Source organism: Marinitoga aeolica, from assembly GCF_029910535.1.
GTDB classification, from domain to species: Bacteria; Thermotogota; Thermotogae; order Petrotogales; family Petrotogaceae; genus Marinitoga; species Marinitoga aeolica.
The window spans coordinates 508,403-526,848 of sequence record NZ_CP069362.1; the positions used below are offsets into that span (position 1 = coordinate 508,403).

18 protein-coding genes are annotated in these 18,446 nt (G+C 28.5%); 13 read left to right on the forward strand and 5 right to left on the reverse strand.

Features of this window, described 5'->3' with window-relative positions; all coding sequences use genetic code 11:
- The first annotated feature begins 114 nt into the window (after positions 1–114).
- The 8 genes from JRV97_RS02450 to eno all read left to right on the forward strand — a co-directional run bounded on the left by JRV97_RS02450 (position 115) and on the right by eno (position 7,720).
- A complete protein-coding gene (locus JRV97_RS02450; RefSeq protein WP_280999866.1) occupies positions 115–771 on the forward strand; it encodes a DUF2225 domain-containing protein in 657 nt (218 codons plus the stop codon).
- Positions 771–2,972 (forward strand): peptidoglycan DD-metalloendopeptidase family protein, encoded by a 2,202-nt coding sequence (locus JRV97_RS02455; RefSeq protein ID WP_280999867.1) that lies wholly within the window; start codon positions 771–773, stop codon positions 2,970–2,972. The genes JRV97_RS02450 and JRV97_RS02455 overlap by 1 nt, the downstream gene beginning before the upstream one ends.
- 4 nt (positions 2,973–2,976) lie before the next feature.
- Entirely contained in the window at positions 2,977–3,456 is a 480-nt protein-coding gene (locus JRV97_RS02460) for an RrF2 family transcriptional regulator (RefSeq protein ID WP_280999869.1), read from the forward strand.
- The gene (gene mnmA / locus JRV97_RS02465; RefSeq protein ID WP_280999871.1) at positions 3,416–4,507 is read left to right on the forward strand and encodes a tRNA 2-thiouridine(34) synthase MnmA; all 1,092 of its coding nucleotides are present in this window, start codon (positions 3,416–3,418) and stop codon (positions 4,505–4,507) included. Before JRV97_RS02460 ends, mnmA begins: the two co-directional genes overlap by 41 nt.
- A 1-nt stretch (position 4,508) precedes the next feature.
- On the forward strand, positions 4,509–4,997 hold the full coding sequence (gene coaD, locus JRV97_RS02470; RefSeq protein WP_280999873.1) for a pantetheine-phosphate adenylyltransferase: 489 nt from the start codon (positions 4,509–4,511) through the stop codon (positions 4,995–4,997).
- 64 nt (positions 4,998–5,061) lie between these two features.
- Positions 5,062–5,661, forward strand: coding sequence for a translation elongation factor Ts (gene tsf / locus JRV97_RS02475; RefSeq protein WP_280999874.1), 600 nt, complete (start codon positions 5,062–5,064; stop codon positions 5,659–5,661).
- 53 nt (positions 5,662–5,714) lie between these two features.
- On the forward strand, positions 5,715–6,413 hold the full coding sequence (gene pyrH, locus JRV97_RS02480; protein ID WP_280999876.1) for a UMP kinase: 699 nt from the start codon (positions 5,715–5,717) through the stop codon (positions 6,411–6,413).
- 14 nt (positions 6,414–6,427) lie between these two features.
- Positions 6,428–7,720 (forward strand): phosphopyruvate hydratase, encoded by a 1,293-nt coding sequence (gene eno / locus JRV97_RS02485; RefSeq protein ID WP_280999878.1) that lies wholly within the window; start codon positions 6,428–6,430, stop codon positions 7,718–7,720.
- A gap of 78 nt (positions 7,721–7,798) precedes the next feature.
- On the opposite strand, the gene JRV97_RS02490 is transcribed toward eno, so the two are convergent.
- The 5 genes from JRV97_RS02490 to JRV97_RS02510 are packed head-to-tail and all read right to left on the reverse strand — an operon-like array spanning position 7,799 to position 13,188.
- The gene (locus JRV97_RS02490) at positions 7,799–9,490 is read right to left on the reverse strand and encodes a cache domain-containing protein (protein WP_280999879.1); all 1,692 of its coding nucleotides are present in this window, start codon (positions 9,488–9,490) and stop codon (positions 7,799–7,801) included.
- 10 nt (positions 9,491–9,500) lie between these two features.
- Positions 9,501–10,499 carry a M42 family metallopeptidase gene (locus JRV97_RS02495; protein ID WP_280999880.1) on the reverse strand — a complete coding sequence of 333 codons (999 nt, stop codon included), beginning with the start codon at positions 10,497–10,499 and terminating at the stop codon, positions 9,501–9,503.
- Complete coding sequence (locus tag JRV97_RS02500; RefSeq protein ID WP_280999882.1) at positions 10,499–11,536, reverse strand: M42 family metallopeptidase; 1,038 nt, start codon at positions 11,534–11,536, stop codon at positions 10,499–10,501. The genes JRV97_RS02495 and JRV97_RS02500 overlap by 1 nt, the downstream gene beginning before the upstream one ends.
- Positions 11,529–12,563: a M20/M25/M40 family metallo-hydrolase gene (locus JRV97_RS02505; RefSeq protein ID WP_280999884.1), complete on the reverse strand. Its 1,035-nt coding sequence runs from the start codon at positions 12,561–12,563 to the stop codon at positions 11,529–11,531. The genes JRV97_RS02500 and JRV97_RS02505 overlap by 8 nt, the downstream gene beginning before the upstream one ends.
- A gap of 13 nt (positions 12,564–12,576) precedes the next feature.
- Positions 12,577–13,188: a septum site-determining protein MinC gene (locus JRV97_RS02510; RefSeq protein ID WP_280999886.1), complete on the reverse strand. Its 612-nt coding sequence runs from the start codon at positions 13,186–13,188 to the stop codon at positions 12,577–12,579.
- Positions 13,189–13,405: 217 nt separating this feature from the next.
- On the opposite strand from JRV97_RS02510, the gene JRV97_RS02515 reads away from it, so the two are divergent.
- The 5 genes from JRV97_RS02515 to JRV97_RS02535 all read left to right on the forward strand — a co-directional run bounded on the left by JRV97_RS02515 (position 13,406) and on the right by JRV97_RS02535 (position 18,439).
- Positions 13,406–15,088, forward strand: a complete 1,683-nt coding sequence (locus JRV97_RS02515) for an acyl-CoA mutase large subunit family protein (protein ID WP_280999887.1) — start codon at positions 13,406–13,408, stop codon at positions 15,086–15,088.
- A gap of 82 nt (positions 15,089–15,170) precedes the next feature.
- The gene (locus JRV97_RS02520) at positions 15,171–15,569 is read left to right on the forward strand and encodes a cobalamin B12-binding domain-containing protein (RefSeq protein WP_280999889.1); all 399 of its coding nucleotides are present in this window, start codon (positions 15,171–15,173) and stop codon (positions 15,567–15,569) included.
- Positions 15,547–16,479: a methylmalonyl Co-A mutase-associated GTPase MeaB gene (gene meaB, locus JRV97_RS02525; RefSeq protein ID WP_280999891.1), complete on the forward strand. Its 933-nt coding sequence runs from the start codon at positions 15,547–15,549 to the stop codon at positions 16,477–16,479. Before JRV97_RS02520 ends, meaB begins: the two co-directional genes overlap by 23 nt.
- On the forward strand, positions 16,460–16,864 hold the full coding sequence (mce, locus tag JRV97_RS02530) for a methylmalonyl-CoA epimerase (protein ID WP_407081565.1): 405 nt from the start codon (positions 16,460–16,462) through the stop codon (positions 16,862–16,864). The genes meaB and mce overlap by 20 nt, the downstream gene beginning before the upstream one ends.
- Before the next feature lie 21 nt (positions 16,865–16,885).
- The gene (locus tag JRV97_RS02535; protein ID WP_280999895.1) at positions 16,886–18,439 is read left to right on the forward strand and encodes an acyl-CoA carboxylase subunit beta; all 1,554 of its coding nucleotides are present in this window, start codon (positions 16,886–16,888) and stop codon (positions 18,437–18,439) included.
- Positions 18,440–18,446: the final 7 nt, after the last annotated feature.

Here is an 18,446-nt window from a genome sequence, read left to right on the forward strand (position 1 = left end):
TTCAAAATTTTCTATTTATTAGAATGTAAAATTTAATATGTTGTATTTGGAAATTTTGCAATGAAATGGTAAAATAATTTTAGCAGTATTAAGATATAAAAAGAGGTGTAATAAATGGGAGACTTTTGGGAAGATTCTACTACCTGTCCTTTATGCGGAAGAGCTTTTAATTATACTAAAATAAAATATGACAGTATTAGAATTGAAAAATATGAAGATGATCTAAAACCTATTTTCAAAGGACCTAATCCACAAAATTTTTCTATTTTAACCTGTCCAAAGTGCGGTTTTACATTCTTTTCTGAAGATACTGACTTATTAAAAAAAGTTTCTAAAGAAACAAAAAAAGAATTAAAAAATTATTTAAAAAGAGCTCGTGACAAACTAGGAAGAATTGATAATACAAAAAATAAAGATACGGAATTTTTAAAAAAACAATATGCTCTTGCTGGAATAATATATAGAATTCTCAACAAACCCGGAAATGTTGCTAAAAGTTTAATTAGACTTGCCTGGATTTTTAGGGATGAAAATAAAACGATGGAAGAACTGAAATTATTGATTTCTGCTGTAAAAATATTAGAAGAAAATTTTAAAAATTTAAATTCAGATGAAGAATTAATTATTTATTATTTTTTTAAGGGATATACAAATTTACGTATAGGAAAAAGAAAAGAAGCAAAAGAATTTTTTAATAAACTTGTAGGAAGATATAGAAATAGTAAAAATCCTTATGTAAAAAAAGCTGAATTTTTGAAAGGTGATCTATGATGAGAAAAAATTTTTTTATATTCATACTTATTTTTGTAATAAGCATTTTTTTTAATTCATGTTCTTTGCTTCAACCAACTATTACTAACCCTGAAATAGAAAGTAGATTAAACAATCTGGAAAGTGAAGTAACTTCTCTAAAGCTAACTTTAAACAATTACAATCAAACACTTACTGAGTACAAAGATTATGTTAATCAAACAAATAAAAAAATAAATGATATTTCTAATAACATTAGGGTATTAAAAAGTGAAATAAAAAATATATCTTACACCCTTGATTCATCCAATACGCAAATTCAACAAATATTAAAAGATTATAATTCTGAGTTGTCACTTATAAATAAATCTTTGAACGATTTAAAAAGTAAAATTTCCGTATTAGAAAAAAGAAAAGACGACAAATTTTATACTGATATATTAAATACTTTTGAAAATAGATTAAAAAATATCGAAAACAATATACAAATCCTAAATAACGAAACCGTAAAAACCGAAGATTTACCATCAATTACAAAAAAATTTATTACTAAAGATTCAACGATTCTCGCAGATAATAAAAACTATATAGATTCAAAATTCAGTTCTTTAAATAAACAATTTAAGGAATCTATAAATACTATAAATCAGAATGTTTTTTCTTTAAATTCAAGTATAACAAATGTACAAAATTCAGTAAGCGATTATTATACTGAATTTCTTAAATTTAAACAAAATAATGAAAAGAATTTTTCAAATATTAGCGTTCAAATTTCTGATTTAGATAAGCGTTTAACCGATTTAAGGCAGAATAATAAAATATTGGAAAATAAACTAAAAGATTTAAGCACAGATCTATATAAAATTACACTTAGTTCAACTGAAATAAAAAATTCTATTGATAAGTCTGTTAAAACAAATATTGATAATTTATTAAAAACCGTAAACTCATTGGATAAAATCTGGCAAATAAATTTTGAAACACTTGAAAATGATCTAGATTCTTTAAAAAACGATTATTCCAAATTTAAAGAAAACACATCCGGAATTATAAGTGAGGAAAATCTAAAAAAATACGTTTATGAATCTGTTGAAACCGAAACCCAAAGAGAAGTTGCTAAACTATTTTATAAAACCAAAAGTGAAGAATTACTTAAAATTAAAAGTCTTGAAGAAAAGCTGGATAATGTAGATAAGACAATAGGAAACCTTAAAAATTCTTTTGAATTATTATCTTCAAGACCTATTAACACTTTTGACGAAAAATACAAAACAAAATTAGAAGAGCTTGAAAGAGAACTAACAAATGCTTTAATATCATTTTCAAATGCAGAAATTAAAAATTTGTTTGGTTCTGGTGACCAGATTATTTATAAAATAAAACCCGGAGATACTTTAAGTCAGATTGCAGTAGCTTTTGGATTAGGATATAATGGTATTGATTTAATAAAAGTGGCCAATAATATAGATGATCCAAGAACTATTAGAGTTGGACAAAAAATTATTATCCCTGTGAATAATATTGAGAAATTCCTAAACTGGCCTTTAAGCTATACTACACCTGCAAATTATGAAAGGATAGTTATTAGATTCGGCGATAGAATTTCAACTGGTGTAGCAGTAGGGCTGGGAATATTACCATTAAAAAATGAATCTATAAAACCCGCATTACCTGGAAGGGTATTAGAAACTGGCAATTTATCTAATAATAGTTATTATATTAAAATTGACCATGGAAATGGAGTTGTTACTGTTTACTCAAATTTAATTTCAATTAATGTAAAAGAAGGAAAGTGGGTAGATTCAGAAACTATTTTAGGAACGGTTAAAAAAGATAAATTATTTAATTTTGAAATATGGAAAAATGGGGAGCCTAAAGATCCTATGAAATTATTTTTTAAATATCTTGGAAACTTTAAAGCAACATTTTATACAGAATGGGATGATAAAATAATCTATTATCCAGCATTTAGACTAACAAAATCTCAAAATGTCCCCAGACCATGGGTTACAGTTGCTGCGGATCCAAATTTTTTGCCTTTAGGAACTGTAGTATATATACCTGAATTTAGAAATTCTCCGAATTTTGGTTTTTTCGAAATTGAGGATATAGGTTCAAAAATTAGAGGTAATCGCTTAGATATATATATTAATGATGTAAGACTTGCTCAAAATACACAAGATGTAAGTGTTTATGTTGTTGGGGAAAAAAATAGGAGGTAAAATTATGGGATTAACAGTTAAAAGTAGTTATGCTTTAAGAGCATTATATGAGCTTGCGATTCTCCACAAAAATGGGGTTGAAAGAGTTTCTATAAATGAACTATCTTCAAAACAAAAAATACCTAAAGACTTTTTAGAAAAGATTTTCAGCGAATTGAGAGAATATGGAATAGTTGATTCTGTAAGAGGAAGATACGGTGGTTATGCTTTAAGCAAAAAACCAGAAAATTTAAAATTAAGTGAAATTATTTATATACTCGATAAGCCATTTCAATCATACGAATGTGTTGTCACAGGAAAATGCGAAACTCTTGGTTCAGAATGTGCGGTTGGATATATATGGAAAAAAGTAAACGCTATTTTAATGCAAGAACTTTCTAAAATAACGCTTGCTGAATTAGTAAAATTGGGAGAAAAATTGGAATTAATGGGAGGAAATACTGTTGAAGAAAAAATTGATAATGCTAATGAGCGGAGGAGTTGATAGTTCTGTTGCTGCTTATTTAGCTAAAGAAATGGGATATGAAATCATAGGTGTACATTTTAAGACTATTCCTGATGAAATATTTTTAAAAATTCCTGAAAAGAAAAAAATTTGTTGTAGTCCTTCTGACACTTATGACGCTCTGAGAATTGCTAATAAATTAGGGTTCGAATTAAAAGTTATCAAAATATACGAAGAATTTAAAGATAAAATAATCAATTATTTTATAAATGAATATAAAAAAGGATATACTCCAAATCCATGTATGTTATGTAATAAATATTTTAAATTTGGTTTAGCTGTTGATTTACTTAAAGAATATAATGCTGATTTTGTAGCTTCTGGCCATTATGCAATAAGCGAATTTTCAAAAAAATATAATACATGGATAATAAGAAAAGGTATTGATAATTCTAAAGATCAATCATATTTTTTAGCTTATATTGATAAAAAATATATACCAAAAATTATATTCCCAAATGGGAAATATACAAAGGATGAAATAAGAAAAATCGCAGAAAAGCTAGACCTTAATATTGCAAAAAAAGTTGACAGCCAGGAATTATGTTTTATACCAGATAATGATTATCGACGTTTTTTAAAAGACAACAATATAAATATAACCAAAGGTGAAGCGCTAGATTTAGATGGGAATGTAATAGGTGAACATACAGGTTATACAAATTATACTATAGGTCAAAGAACAGGTATTAAATATTTTAAAAATCCAAACATTAAAATGCATGTATATAAAATAATCCCGGATAAAAACCAAATTATTGTTGCACCAACAGATAAAGTTTATTTTAAAGGCCTCATAGCTGGAGAATTTAATTTTATGGTCGATTTTGAAAAAATTGAAGCTCGATGTAGAATACGAAAGAGAAATGAAGAAAAAGATGCATATATAGAGAAAATTAGTGAAAATAAAATAAAGGTAATTTTTAAAGAACCAATTTTCGCAGTTACACCAGGACAATTTGCTGTTGTTTATGATAAAGATGGGGTTATTTTAGGAGCAGGAAAAATAGAGAAATATCTGGAGGTATAATATGTCAAAAGCAATATATCCAGGAAGTTTTGATCCTATAACATATGGCCATTTAAATATAATTGATAGAGCTGCTAAAATATTTGATGAGTTATATATTGTTGTTTTACATAATGTTAATAAAAAATATTTTTTCAGTTGTAAAGAGAGAGTCCAAATAACTAAAGATGCATTAAAAGATTACAAAAATATTCATGTTGAAAGTTATGAAGGTTTATTGGTCGATTATGCAAAAATGAAAAATATTAATGTTGTTATTCGCGGATTAAGGGCTGTTTCTGATTTTGAATACGAATTACAGCTTGCAAATGCAAATAGATCTTTACATGAAGATCTCGAAATATTGTTTTTGATGACAGATACAGAATTTTCTTTTATTTCTTCTACAATTGTAAAAGAAGTGGCGAAATTTGGTGGTAATATTTCTCAATGGGTACCTAAAAATGTAGAAAATGCTATAATTAAAAAAATTAGTAATAACAATGTTTAAAAAAAGAAAAGTTATTATGTTAAAATCTTTGTGAATTTTAAGAAAATATTAGGAGGGAATTGAAATGGCTATAACTGCTGCTGATGTAAAAAAATTAAGAGATGCAACTGGTGCAGGTATGATGGATTGTAAAAAAGCTTTAGTAGAAGCTGATGGAGATTTTGATAAAGCTGTTGAAATTTTAAGAATAAAAGGTGCTGCAAAAGCTGCAAAAAAAGCTAGCAGAAGCACCGGTGAAGGAATTATTTACTCATACATTCATCACAATGAAAAAATTGGTGTATTATTAGAATTGAACTGTGAAACAGATTTTGTTGCAAGAACTGAAGAATTTCACGATTTAGCAAAACAAATTTCCTTACAAATTGCTTCTATGAGACCAAAATGGTTAAAAAGAGAAGATGTTCCTGAAGAAGTTATTGCTAAAGAAAAAGAAATATATATGGAAGAAATGAAAGAATCTGGAAAACCTGAACATATTATTGAAAAAATCGTAGAAAACAAAATAAACAAATTCTTTGAAGATAATTGCTTATTAGAACAGGAATTTGTATTTGCAGAAGAAAAAGGAACAAAAATAAAAGATCTTATTACTGCAGCTATTGCAAAAATTGGTGAAAATATTCAAGTTTCAAGATTTGCAAGATTTGAAATAGGAGAATAATATATAGGGGTGGTTGTTGTCCACCCTTTTTTTTAAGGAAAAGGGGGGTAAATATGTATAAAAGAATCCTATTAAAACTAAGCGGTGAAGTATTATCCGGTGAAGACAAAAAAGGATTTGATGAAAATGCCTTAGAGTATTTAGCTAATGAAATAAAAGAAGTAGTTAAAAATGGAATAAAATTAGGCATGGTAATTGGAGCAGGAAATTTATTTAGAGGTCGCGAGTTGCAAAATGTCACAAATAGCATAGGAGACCATATAGGAATGTTGGGAACAGTAATTAATGCTCTTTATTTAAAAGATTACTTTGAGAAAAAAGGAATTAAGACGGTTGTGGTTTCACAAATAGTAAATCTACCTTCTGTAAGAATTATTCATTACGATGATATAGAATTATATTTCAACGCAGGTTATGTCGTAATATTTGCAGGTGGAACTTCAAATCCATTTTTTACCACGGATACTGCAGCTGCATTAAGAGCTGTTGAAATGAAAGCTGATGTTTTAATTAAAGCTACAAAAGTTGATGGAATTTATGACAAAGACCCCAAAAAATTCAAAAATGCTAAAAAATATGATAAAATAACATATGATGATGCTATAAATTTAGGATTAAAAATAATGGATACCGAGGCTTTTTCTATCTGTAAAAGATATAAAATGCCTATAATTGTTTTAAATTTCTTTAAAAAAAGAAACTTATTAAATGCTATATTAGATTCTGGTATTGGTACTTTTGTTAAACCTTAGGGAGGTGGAGAAACATGTGGTATGATGAAATTGTTTCAGTAAACGCAAGAGAAGTGTTAGATTCAAGAGGGAATCCAACAGTTGAAGCTGTTGTAGAATTAGCCAGTGGTGCTATGGGAAAAGCTATCGTTCCATCAGGGGCTTCAACTGGAAAATTTGAAGCATTAGAATTGAGAGATGGTGATAAATCAAGGTTTAAAGGAAAAGGTGTATTAACAGCTGTAAAAAATATAAATGAAATTATAGCAAAAGAATTAGTAGGATTTAATGTTTTTGATCAACCTTTAATTGACAAAGTAATGTTAGAATTAGATGGAACAGAAAACAAATCAAAATTAGGTGCAAATGCTATTTTAGCTGTTTCTATGGCAGTTGCAAGAGCTGCTGCAGATTCATTGGGAATTCCTTTATACAAATACTTAGGTGGTCCTAATGCAAAGGTTTTACCTGTTCCTTTAATGAATATCGTTAACGGCGGAGAACATGCTGATAACAATTTAGATATTCAAGAATTTATGATTGTTCCAGCAGGATTCGATAAATTCTCAGATGCTTTAAGAGCTGGTGCTGAAGTATTCCATTCATTAAAATCATTGTTAAAAAAAGAAGGCCATGTTACAGCTGTTGGAGATGAAGGCGGATTTGCCCCTAACTTAAATTCAAATGAAGAAGCTATTCAATTCATAATTAAAGCTATTGAAGACGCTGGTTACAAAGCGGGAGAACATGTTTTTATCGCTTTAGACTGTGCAGCATCTGAATATTATGATGAAGAAAAGAAAGTATATAATATCGATGGTAAAGAATTATCAGCTGACGAAGCTATGGAATATTATGAAATGTTAATTGATAAATATCCTATTGTTTCAATAGAAGATCCATTTGATCAAGAAGACTGGGAAGCATATAAGAATTTCACAGCAAAAGTTGGTGGAAAAGTACAAATTGTTGGTGATGACTTATATGTAACTAATGTAAAAAGATTACAAAAAGGTATTGATATGAAAGCAACAAATTCAATTTTGATAAAGTTAAATCAAATCGGTTCTGTTACAGAAACATTAGATGCTATGGAATTAGCTATGAAAAGTAATATGACAAATGTTGTTTCTCATAGATCTGGTGAAAGCGAAGATACATTTATCGCCGATTTGGCAGTAGCTATGAATGCAGGATTTATAAAAACTGGATCTTTATCAAGAAGTGAGAGAATTGCAAAATACAATCAATTATTAAGAATTGAAGAAGAATTAGGTGAAGTTGCTGAGTATAAAGGATTAAAGGCTTTTTATTCTTTAAGAAAGTAACAAAATAGCCCTTTTAAAAAGGGCTATTTTTTATTATCAAAAAAAATTAAATAATCAAAAATTCGCCTATAAATATTTTCAATATGAATTTTCAATTTTCCCCCACGGCGTATTTAAAACCTTTTCTATCTCTTTAAATAATTTCTTCTTTTTAGCCTCATATTTTGGAATTCTGAAACTAATAAATTTAGCATTGACCTTTTCAAATTCACAAATAATATCAATATACTCTATTATTTCATTATTAAAGTGTGAATCAAATGTATTTAGAAAAATCAAATTATTTTGAACTCTAAACACATAACTTCTAAATGTATCAATTGCTTTTAAATTAATTACTCTTTCATCAAATTTAGCAATTAAAATAGTTCTAAAACTTTTCTCAAAATAGAATTTTTTTAAATCTTCTATACTATATATTTTGTTTTTCTTTATATAAAGTTCTTTCAATAAAAATAACACTCCATCAAATATCATAGATTTTTCAACATCTCCAAATTTATTTTCTTTAATTATTAAAAAACCATCCAAATCAAATATTTTTTCTTTAAAAGAATATTCATAAAAATTTTTTGTACTTTTTAATATTTCTATTGTTCCATCTGATATATTATAATTTTCAGAACTATATATTTCATATGAGGTATAATCTATATTACTAATTCTTTTCCTATAAAAAGAAATATATATTATATCATCATAAACCCTAATGGCATCTACTATTTTATTTTCCAATTCTTCAAAAGATGACACATTTTGAAAAAGGGCTTTTCTAATATGTTTAATATTTTTTATACTATTAACAATTAATTCTTCATTTTCCAACTCTAAATCTTCTGCAATATCAAATAGTTTTTTTGAAATATTAATCTCATGTTGAAAATATTTTTTTATCCAAACCATCATTATACTGACAAAAAAAAGCGTAATTAGGATAAAATACATTACTGAATAAATATATAAATTTCTGTTTTCAAATATAGATAAAAGAAAAATACTATCACCAAAATTTGTTTTTTTAATATCATATACTTTACCATTGAAATTAAACCTTCTATTTTCTTCTTTTGATAAAAATAATTTTGAATAAATAAAATAAGGTAGAGAAATACCCGGCCAAATAAGTTTTGTTTTATTATCAACTATATAAAAGCTTATCTCTTTCATGGAGAAACTTCTCAACCAGTCAAAATTAACATTCACTTCAAAGGATAAATAGCCTATAGGAATTTGATTTACATCGAAAATAAATGTAGAAAGATAAAAAAATGTTTTGTCATTAAAAGAAAATATTGGAGAATGTTTAATTAAACCTTTACTGTTTTCAAGAGCTATTAAATTTGTTTCAAACATATTATAATCTAAAAGATTAACTTTTTGTGGATATAATATATTTTTATCAAAATCCGTAATTATTACCTTTCCGTTAAAGGATAATATTCCCATTTTTTCCTTAATATATTCATCTAAGCGTTTATAAGTAGCTTCATACATATGCAACCTTGAATCATCAAAATTAGATGAAATATAAACTAAAGATTTTGTATATGAACTAATTCTAATATCATTACTAAAATCTTTAGAAAGATTTTCATATTTCTTATTATATTCATCAATAGTATTTACAACAGAAATAGAAGAACGGTTTATTATTTCTTCAACCGTTCTTTCCAAATAGCTTGTATTCATATAAAATAAAAATATGTATAAAGAAATAAATATTATCAAACTAAAAACAAAAAAATCTTTAAAAGATTCTTGTTTTTTCATTTAATCACCATTATTTATTAGATAAAGCCATAACTAACTTAACAGTTTCTTCAACATCAAACATTGATACCATCTCATGCGGAGTATGAATGTATCTTGTAGGAATAGAAATCGTTCCAGATGGTATTCCAGATTTTGTTACCTGATACCCTCCAGCATTTGTCCCTCCAAATAATAAAACTTCCATTTGATATTTCACATTATTTTCTTTAGCTGCTTCCTTTAAATAATCTACAACAAATTTATCGCTTACAGTATATCCATCTTTTATTTTTATACATGGCCCTCCATTTAATTTCATAGACATTCTTTTAAATGCCTTTGGTGTATCGACAGCAGCTGTTACATCAAGAGCAATTGCCATATCTATATCATAGTTATATCCAGCTACAGAAGCACCTATTAATCCCACTTCTTCTTGAACTGTAAAAGCAAATATTAAATTATTTTTTGGTTTGTTTATCTTTTTAATAGATTCTATCATGATAGCACAACCAATTCTATCATCTAAAGCTTTTGAAATAACCTTATCTCCTAAATCATTAAATTGTGCATAATATGTCCCAAATGTTCCTATTGGAGCTATTTTTTCTGCCTCTTCTTTTGAATCTACCCCTATATCAACAAATAATATATCAAAATTAATATTATTCATATTTTTAGAATATTCTTCCATTGTTTCTCCTTCAAAACCAACAACGCCTATATGTCCATTAAACTGCACTTTTGTTCCAATTAAAATTCTGGGGTTAACTCCACCAACTGGCTCTACTCTTAAAAAACCATTTTCTGTAATATGTGTTACAACTAATCCTATTTCATCCATATGAGCATCAAATAATATTGTTTTATCACTTTCGCCTTTTTTAATGGCTATTAAATTTCCTAATTTATCAACTTTATATTCATCAACATATTCTTTTATCTCATTTATTATAATATCCCTTATCTCATTTTCCCTACCGCTTGGAGATTTTGCTTCAGTTAATTTTTTTATTAGTTCTTTCATTATTTTAAAATCCTCCCTTCAATTACTAAGTGTTCCAATAATTTGTATCCATTGATATAATCATTAATATCTATAATTGTATTTGGTGAGTGTATATACCTCGAAGGCACCGCTAAAATTCCAGAGGGGATTCCATCTAATGTAATAGCTAATCTTCTTGCATCTGTACCCCCAGCAGTTCTCATTTTAAATTGTAACATAATATTATTTTCTTTTGCAACGCTTAAAATTTTATCAAAAACTTCTTTTGATAAAACTACACCAGAATGCATAAAAAATGTTGCAGGGCCATTTCCAAGATGTGTTGCCCATTTATCCTCGTCCAACAAAGGATAGTCCCCTGCTGTTGTACCTTCTAATACTAAAGCTACATCTGGTTTTATTTGATATGCGGCTACACCACTACCTCTTAATCCTACCTCCTCTTGAACTACAAAAGCAAAATAAGTATCATATTCTGGTTTATTTCCTTCAGCAATTTTATCTATAATATTCATCATCCATGAACATCCAGCTCTATCATCAAAAGCCTTTGAAACTGCTCTATTACCATTCATGTAAAACTTTGTATCAAAGGTTACCATATCTCCTATTTTTATTTTCTTTTTAATTTCATCTTTTGAAAAACCTGTATATATTTTAAAACTATTGTAATCTGGTTTTGATTTTCTTTCATTTGCACTTAAAAGATGAATTGGTTTAATTTGAACAACTGATAATATTTCACCATTTACCTTCAATCTTTGAGCAAATACAACCCTTGGATCAACTCCTCCAACTGGTGAAATATGAAAAGTTCCATCATCATTTATTTTTGTTACCATAAATCCCACTTCATCCATATGGGCTAATAACATAACTTTTTTAGATGAATCTTTACCTTTAATTTTTGTAATTAAATTACCCATTACATCAATATGATATTCATCAACTTTATCTTTTATCTTTTCTAAAATATATTCTCTAACCTTGTCCTCTTTTCCAGAAATTCCTGGCAATTCTGTTAATTCTGGCAAATATTTTAATAAGTTATTCATTCACTTCACCTTCTTTACCATAATCTGCTATGAAATGGGCTATTAACATTGCTGATTTATCAATATCAGAAGGATCTACTACTTCTACTGAAGAATGCATATTTAAAATAGGTATAGAAATACCTATTGTTTTTATTCCCTCTTTCACAATTTGAACAATATCCGCTTCAGTTCCGCTTCTTATTGGTAATGGTTCAAGTTGATAATTTATATTGTATTTTTTCGCTGTTTCTATTATTTTTTCTGTAACTTCATTATTCATGGTTGGTCCTAAAGCAATTGCAGGACCTTTTCCCATTTCTATTTTTTCAAAATGACCAGGTGTATCACTTCCAAAAGTAACATCTAAAATTATTCCTACCTCTGGATGAATTTCAAAACTTGTTCTCTTAGCACCTTTTAATCCTATTTCTTCCCCTTGATTAAATAAAAAATACACTGTTTTATCTTCTAATTTAAATTTTTCAAGATATTCTAATGTTTTTAAAAGTACTGCACATCCCGCCCTATCATCTATAGCTTTTCCTGTTATTTTGCCATTTAATTCATCTGCTTTTACATCAACAACTCCAATATCCCCAATCTCAATATCTTCAGTTCCTCCATCTATAGAAAAGTCAACATATAAATTGTCAAAATCTGGAGCAGTATTTCTATGTTCTTGTTTTTGTAAGTGTGGTGCTAGCATACCAACTAATCCTAATTTAACACCTTTTTGGGTGAAAAATTTAACTCGTTTGGCTATTAATGTTCTCGGATCAACTCCTCCTATGGTATGAATCATAGCAAACTGTTCATCCACTATTTTAGAAATCACCAATCCAATTTCATCCATATGGGCAAACAAACCTATTTTCTTCATACCGTTTCCATATTTTATCCCTAATGACCCTTTACCAACCTCTAATATTTCTATATTTTTTGAAATTTTTTTAGCTAATTCAATTATTTTTCCTTTAACTTCATTTTCATACATTGAAACGCCAACTGCATCACTCAAGAGTTTTAGTATTTCTTTACTCTCCATTTTATAACCTCCATTATAATTCTATAGGTTCAACATTTATTTGATCATTGTCGTAATGTATCGAAACAGGACCCTCAGGCCATGCATAATTATTTAAAACTATACCACAAATTTCTACAAGTGGAGAATCCATTTCAGATGCTACAATAAATGTATTTTTATGTTGTGTCATACCAACTCTTACAGTGCCTTTTACTTTTCCAAATACTATAACACTACCACCAGCACGAATTTCAGCACCTTGATTAACATTACCAAATATTATTATATCACCCGGGTTATCAAGGATTTGTCCAGATCTTACATGTTTTTTATAAATATTCGTCCCACTTAATCTAAATTCTCTTTTTTTCTTTTTTATTTCAGGGAGATCTTCAAAATATACACCTGATAAATATAAATTCTTTTCTTTAGCCAATTTACCAACTTTAGGAACTATAGAATACATCTCCGGATTTTTCACTAAAATATAAAAACCATCCCCTTCTGAAAAAAAATTACTTAATTTTTCCAGATTCTCAGAAAGTTCTTCTAAAAGTTGCTTTTGTGTAACATTTTTTTCCAGGAAAAAAATGATGTCTCCATCAATAAATTTAGGATATACAATTTCCTTTTCCGAAGCCATACAAAAACCTCCCGTAATTTTCAATTAATATCTATATAATATAATAACATATAATTATTGCTAATGCCAATTTATTATTCTTATTATATTGAAGATAATCCTTAATTATTAGTTGAAATTATGATTTATTGTGGTTTTTTTCATTAGCAAAAAAAAGAAAAATATTGTAAAATATATTATGGTGTATTTTATATAAAAATTTATCTGGAGGTGCTTTATGTTTAAAGAAGAAAAATTAAATGAAATTTTAGAAAAGAAAAAACAGTGGGAAGAAAGCACATTGAAAAAAACATTAGAAAGATTTCCAGAAAGAAAAGAAAAGTTTAAAACAACTTTCAATGAAGAATTAAAAAGATTATATACTCCAGAAGATATAAAAGATATAGACTATTTGGAAGATATAGGATTCCCTGGCGAATATCCTTTTACACGTGGTGTTCAACCAACAATGTATAGAGGTAGATTCTGGACAATGAGACAATACGCAGGATTCGCAACAGCAGAAGAATCAAATAAAAGGTATAAATATTTATTAGAACAGGGACAAACAGGTCTTTCCGTAGCATTTGATTTACCAACACAAATTGGATATGATTCTGATCATTCTATGTCCGAAGGCGAAGTTGGTAAAGTTGGTGTAGCTATAGATTCATTAAAAGACATGGAAATATTATTTGATGGAATTCCGCTAGATAAAGTTAGCGTTTCCATGACTATAAATTCTACTGCTTCTGTTTTACTTTCCATGCTAATAGCTGTAGCAGAAAAGCAAGGAGTCCCACAAGAAAAATTAAGAGGTACTATACAAAATGATATTTTAAAAGAATATATTGCTAGAGGTACTTATGTATTTCCACCAGAACCTTCAATGAAAATTATTGTGGATATTTTTGAATATGGATCAAAATACTTACCTAAATTTAATTTAATCAGTATAAGTGGATATCATATTAGAGAAGCTGGAGCTAATGCTGTTCAAGAAGTCGCATTTACTTTGGCTGATGGTTTAGCTTATGTAGAAGCTGCTATAAAAGCTGGTTTAGATCCAAATATATTTGGTAAAAATTTATCTTTCTTCTTTAACGCCCATAATAATTTTATAGAAGAAATTGCTAAATTTAGAGCCGCCAGAAAATTATGGGCAAAATTAATGAAAAATAAATTTAATGTAACCAATCCAGCTGCATTGAGATTAAAATTCCACACTCAAACTGCAGGTTCAACATTAACTGCCCAACAACCATTGAACAATATTATCAGGGTTACAATGCAGGCTTTAGCTGCAGTATTAGGTGGAACTCAATCATTACATACAAATTCATATGATGAGGCATTGGGATTACCTACAGAACTATCTGCTACTATAGCATTAAGAACACAACAAATTATTGCATATGAATCTGGTGTTACAGAAACAGTTGATCCATTTGCAGGCTCTTATGTAATAGAAGCATTAACAAAAGATATTGAAGAAAAAGCTTTAAAATATATAGATAAAATTGAAAAAATGGATGGAATGGTTAAAGCTATTGAAGATGGTTACATACAGAAAGAAATCTTAAATTCCGCATATGAATCTCAATTAGCTGTTGAAAATGGAGAACAAATAATTGTTGGTTTAAACAAATTTACTGTTGAAGAAGAACAAAAAAGTGGTACTATATTAAAAGTAGATCCAGAAGTTGAAGAAAGACAAAAAGAAAAATTAAGAAAATTAAGAAAAGAAAGAGATAATGATCTCGTTAAAAAGAATCTTTTAAAATTAAGAAATGCTGCTGAAAATAAAGAGAATGTTATGCCTTATATTTTAGAAGCTGTAAAATCTTATGCTACATTAGGTGAAATTACCGATGTATTAAGAGATGTTTATGGCGAATATCACGAAGCTGTAATTCTATAATTTAAATACATTATCAGTTTATTTGAATCTTCAACTATCTTAATATAAATATTTTATAAAATAGAAAAGAGGAGGACTAATAATGGAAAAAATCAGGGTATTAGTTGGAAAACCCGGTTTAGATGGTCATGATAGAGGTGCAAAAGTTGTAGCGAGAGCTCTAAGGGATGCTGGAATGGAAGTCATTTATACTGGAATCAGACAAACTCCAGAAGATATTGTAAACACTGCGTTAGAAGAAGATGTACAAATAATAGGTTTATCTATATTATCTGGTGCTCATATGAAATTATGTGAAAAAGTATTAAAATTACTGAAAGAAAAAGATGCTAATATACCAATATTCTTAGGTGGTATTATACCTGAAGATGATATACCTGCTTTAAAAGAAATGGGAATAAAAGAGGTATTTGGTCCAGGAACTCCTCTTGAAACAATAATCAGCAAGGTGAAAGAAATTGCAAATTCAAAAGAAGCTTGATAAAATAATAGAAAAATTTAAAGATGGAGAAAAATATGCTCTTGCACAGGTAATTTCTCTTGTAGAGAATAATATAAACTATGCATGGGATATAATTTCACAATTACCAAAACAAAAAAAAGAAACACAAATAATTGGCATTACTGGAAGTCCCGGAGCAGGAAAAAGTACCACATTATCAAAAATGGTAAAAGAATGGAGTAATCAAGGACTAAAGATAGGAATAATTGCCGTAGATCCTTCAAGTCCTTTTTCTGGCGGGGCATTTTTGGGAGATAGAATTAGAATGAGAAATCTTTCCGGAAGGGATAATATATACATCAGAAGTGTTGCTTCAAGAGGTAGTGTTGGTGGGTTATGCGATTCTATCTATGATATAGTTGATGTAATGAAATCATTTGGATTTGATAAAATAATCATCGAAACTGTTGGAGCAGGTCAGTCAGAAATTGAAGTAATATTTGTTGCAGATACAATCCTTCTTGTATTATCTCCAAATACCGGGGACGAGATTCAAATGTTTAAAGCTGGTATTATGGAAATTGCTGATGCATACATTGTAAATAAGATGGACCTACCAGAGTCTGATAAATTTGTCTTACAATTAAAAAATACATTGTCTTTAGAAAGCGAATCCAAAACCAAGATAATTCTTCCTGTTAGCGCTATAAGAAATGAAGGAATAAAAGATGTTATTGATTGGATTGACTCACACTTTGAAGAAATTAAAAAAACGGGAGAATATGAATTTAGAAAAAAAAGAAGAATAAAAAGACGTGTTAGAAGTTCTATAATTAGAAATATTGATAATATAATTGAATCAGCAAATTTTAATTTTGAAAACATGACTGATTTAAAAGAAAAAATAATAAAGTATGTATGTGAGGTGGATAAAAATGAAAAAAATTGATCATATTGGTATAGTTGTTAAGTCAATTAAAGACGCTTTAAAATTATACAATGATTTACTTGGTTTGGAAATAACTGGTGAAGAAATTTTAGAAGATAGAGGTTTAAGAGTTGCTTTTATAAAGGCAGGAGACACAAGAATAGAATTACTTGAACCATTAAATGATAATTCAGAAGTTTCCGGTTTTTTAGCTAAAAAAGGTGAAGGTATGCATCATATTGCTTATGAAGTTGAGAATGTTGAAGAGATAATTAAAAATGCAAAAAAATTAGGGTTAAAACCTTTAAGTGATGAACCAAAAAATGGTGCTCACAATACAAAAGTTGTATTTTTACACCCTAAAACAACTAATGGAGTACTTGTTGAATTAGTTGAACACCAATAATACTCGAAAGGAGTGTAATAAATGGATGAAAAGTTTCAAGAAATTTATGAAGAATTTTTAAAAAGAAAAGAAAAGTTACTCGAAGGCGGTGGTCCTGATAAAATAGAAAAACAGCATAAATTAGGAAAATTAACTGCCAGAGAAAGAATTGAATTACTGTTAGACGAAGGCTCATTTGTAGAAACTGATTTATTTGTAAAACATAGAAGTACAAACTTTGGTTTAGATAAAAAATCATTTCCATATGACGGTGTAATAACTGGTGTTGGAACAATTAATGGTAAAAAAGTCGCTATTTATTCACAAGACTTTACTGTTCAAGGCGGTTCTTTAGGAGAAATGCATGCCAAAAAAATAATGAAGTTACAAGATATGGCTATAAAATATGGCATGCCAATAATTGGTATCAATGATTCTGGTGGAGCTAGAATTCAGGAAGGTGTAGACTCATTATATGGTTATGGTGGAATTTTTTATAGAAACACACTGGCTTCTGGAGTTATTCCTCAAATAACAATAATTGCTGGTCCTTGTGCTGGTGGTGCTGTTTATTCACCTGCAATAACTGATTTTATAATTATGGTTGATAAAACTTCGCAAATGTTTATAACAGGTCCTCAAGTTATAAAAGCTGTTACTGGCGAAGATGTGGACAAAAACCAGCTTGGTGGTGCCATGGCCCATAATGCTAAAAGTGGTGTAGCTCATTTTATAGCAAACTCAGATGAAGAAGCCATGAATATTGCTAAAAAATTATTGACATACATACCATCAAATAATCTTGAAACTCCTGAAGATTTTGATTTTGATAATAACTTTGATTTACCAGAAACGATTTATGATATTGTTTCTCCAAATCCTAAAAAGGGATATGATGTAAGAGATATTCTTAATTTAGTTTTAGATAAGGACTCTTTCTTTGAAGTTCACAAATATTATGCACAAAATATTGTTGTAGGATTTGGAAGAATTGGCGGAAAAAGTGTAGGTATTATTGCAAACCAACCTAAATTCTTAGCAGGTGCTTTAGATATAAATTCTTCAGATAAAGCTGCTAGATTTATTAGATTCTGTGATGCATTTAATATTCCTATTATTACCTTTGTTGATACGCCAGGATTTCTACCAGGTGTAAATCAAGAACATGGTGGAATAATAAGGCATGGAGCCAAATTATTATATGCATATAGTGAAGCTACTGTTCCAAAACTAACTGTTATTTTAAGAAAGGCTTATGGTGGAGCTTATATTGCCATGGCTTCGCAGCACATTGGGGCTGATTTTGTATTCGCTTGGCCTACAGCTGAAATAGCCGTTATGGGTTCCGAAGGTGCTGCAAATATAATTTTTAGAAAAGATATAAAAAATTCTGAAAATCCAGAAAAAACAAGAATGGAAAAAATCGAAGAATATAAGAAAGAATTTGCTAATCCTTATGTTGCTGCTGGAAGAGGATATATTGAAGATGTTATCGATCCTAGAGAAACCAGAAAAGTTTTAATCCAAACATTATTTATGTCTGAATCGAAAGCGGAAGCAAGACCAAATAAAAAACATGGAAACATTCCATTATAATTGGTGG

Coding starts and splice junctions, on each gene's coding strand:
- JRV97_RS02450 (WP_280999866.1), top strand. CDS start 115: ATGGGAGACTTTTGGGAAGATTCTACTACCTGTCCTTTATGCGGAAGA.
- JRV97_RS02455 (WP_280999867.1), top strand. CDS start 771: ATGAGAAAAAATTTTTTTATATTCATACTTATTTTTGTAATAAGCATT.
- JRV97_RS02460 (WP_280999869.1), top strand. CDS start 2,977: ATGGGATTAACAGTTAAAAGTAGTTATGCTTTAAGAGCATTATATGAG.
- coaD (WP_280999873.1), top strand. CDS start 4,509: ATGTCAAAAGCAATATATCCAGGAAGTTTTGATCCTATAACATATGGC.
- tsf (WP_280999874.1), top strand. CDS start 5,062: ATGGCTATAACTGCTGCTGATGTAAAAAAATTAAGAGATGCAACTGGT.
- pyrH (WP_280999876.1), top strand. CDS start 5,715: ATGTATAAAAGAATCCTATTAAAACTAAGCGGTGAAGTATTATCCGGT.
- eno (WP_280999878.1), top strand. CDS start 6,428: ATGTGGTATGATGAAATTGTTTCAGTAAACGCAAGAGAAGTGTTAGAT.
- JRV97_RS02490 (WP_280999879.1), bottom strand. CDS start 9,490: ATGAAAAAACAAGAATCTTTTAAAGATTTTTTTGTTTTTAGTTTGATA.
- JRV97_RS02495 (WP_280999880.1), bottom strand. CDS start 10,499: ATGAAAGAACTAATAAAAAAATTAACTGAAGCAAAATCTCCAAGCGGT.
- JRV97_RS02500 (WP_280999882.1), bottom strand. CDS start 11,536: ATGAATAACTTATTAAAATATTTGCCAGAATTAACAGAATTGCCAGGA.
- JRV97_RS02505 (WP_280999884.1), bottom strand. CDS start 12,563: ATGGAGAGTAAAGAAATACTAAAACTCTTGAGTGATGCAGTTGGCGTT.
- JRV97_RS02510 (WP_280999886.1), bottom strand. CDS start 13,188: ATGGCTTCGGAAAAGGAAATTGTATATCCTAAATTTATTGATGGAGAC.
- JRV97_RS02515 (WP_280999887.1), top strand. CDS start 13,406: ATGTTTAAAGAAGAAAAATTAAATGAAATTTTAGAAAAGAAAAAACAG.
- JRV97_RS02520 (WP_280999889.1), top strand. CDS start 15,171: ATGGAAAAAATCAGGGTATTAGTTGGAAAACCCGGTTTAGATGGTCAT.
- JRV97_RS02535 (WP_280999895.1), top strand. CDS start 16,886: ATGGATGAAAAGTTTCAAGAAATTTATGAAGAATTTTTAAAAAGAAAA.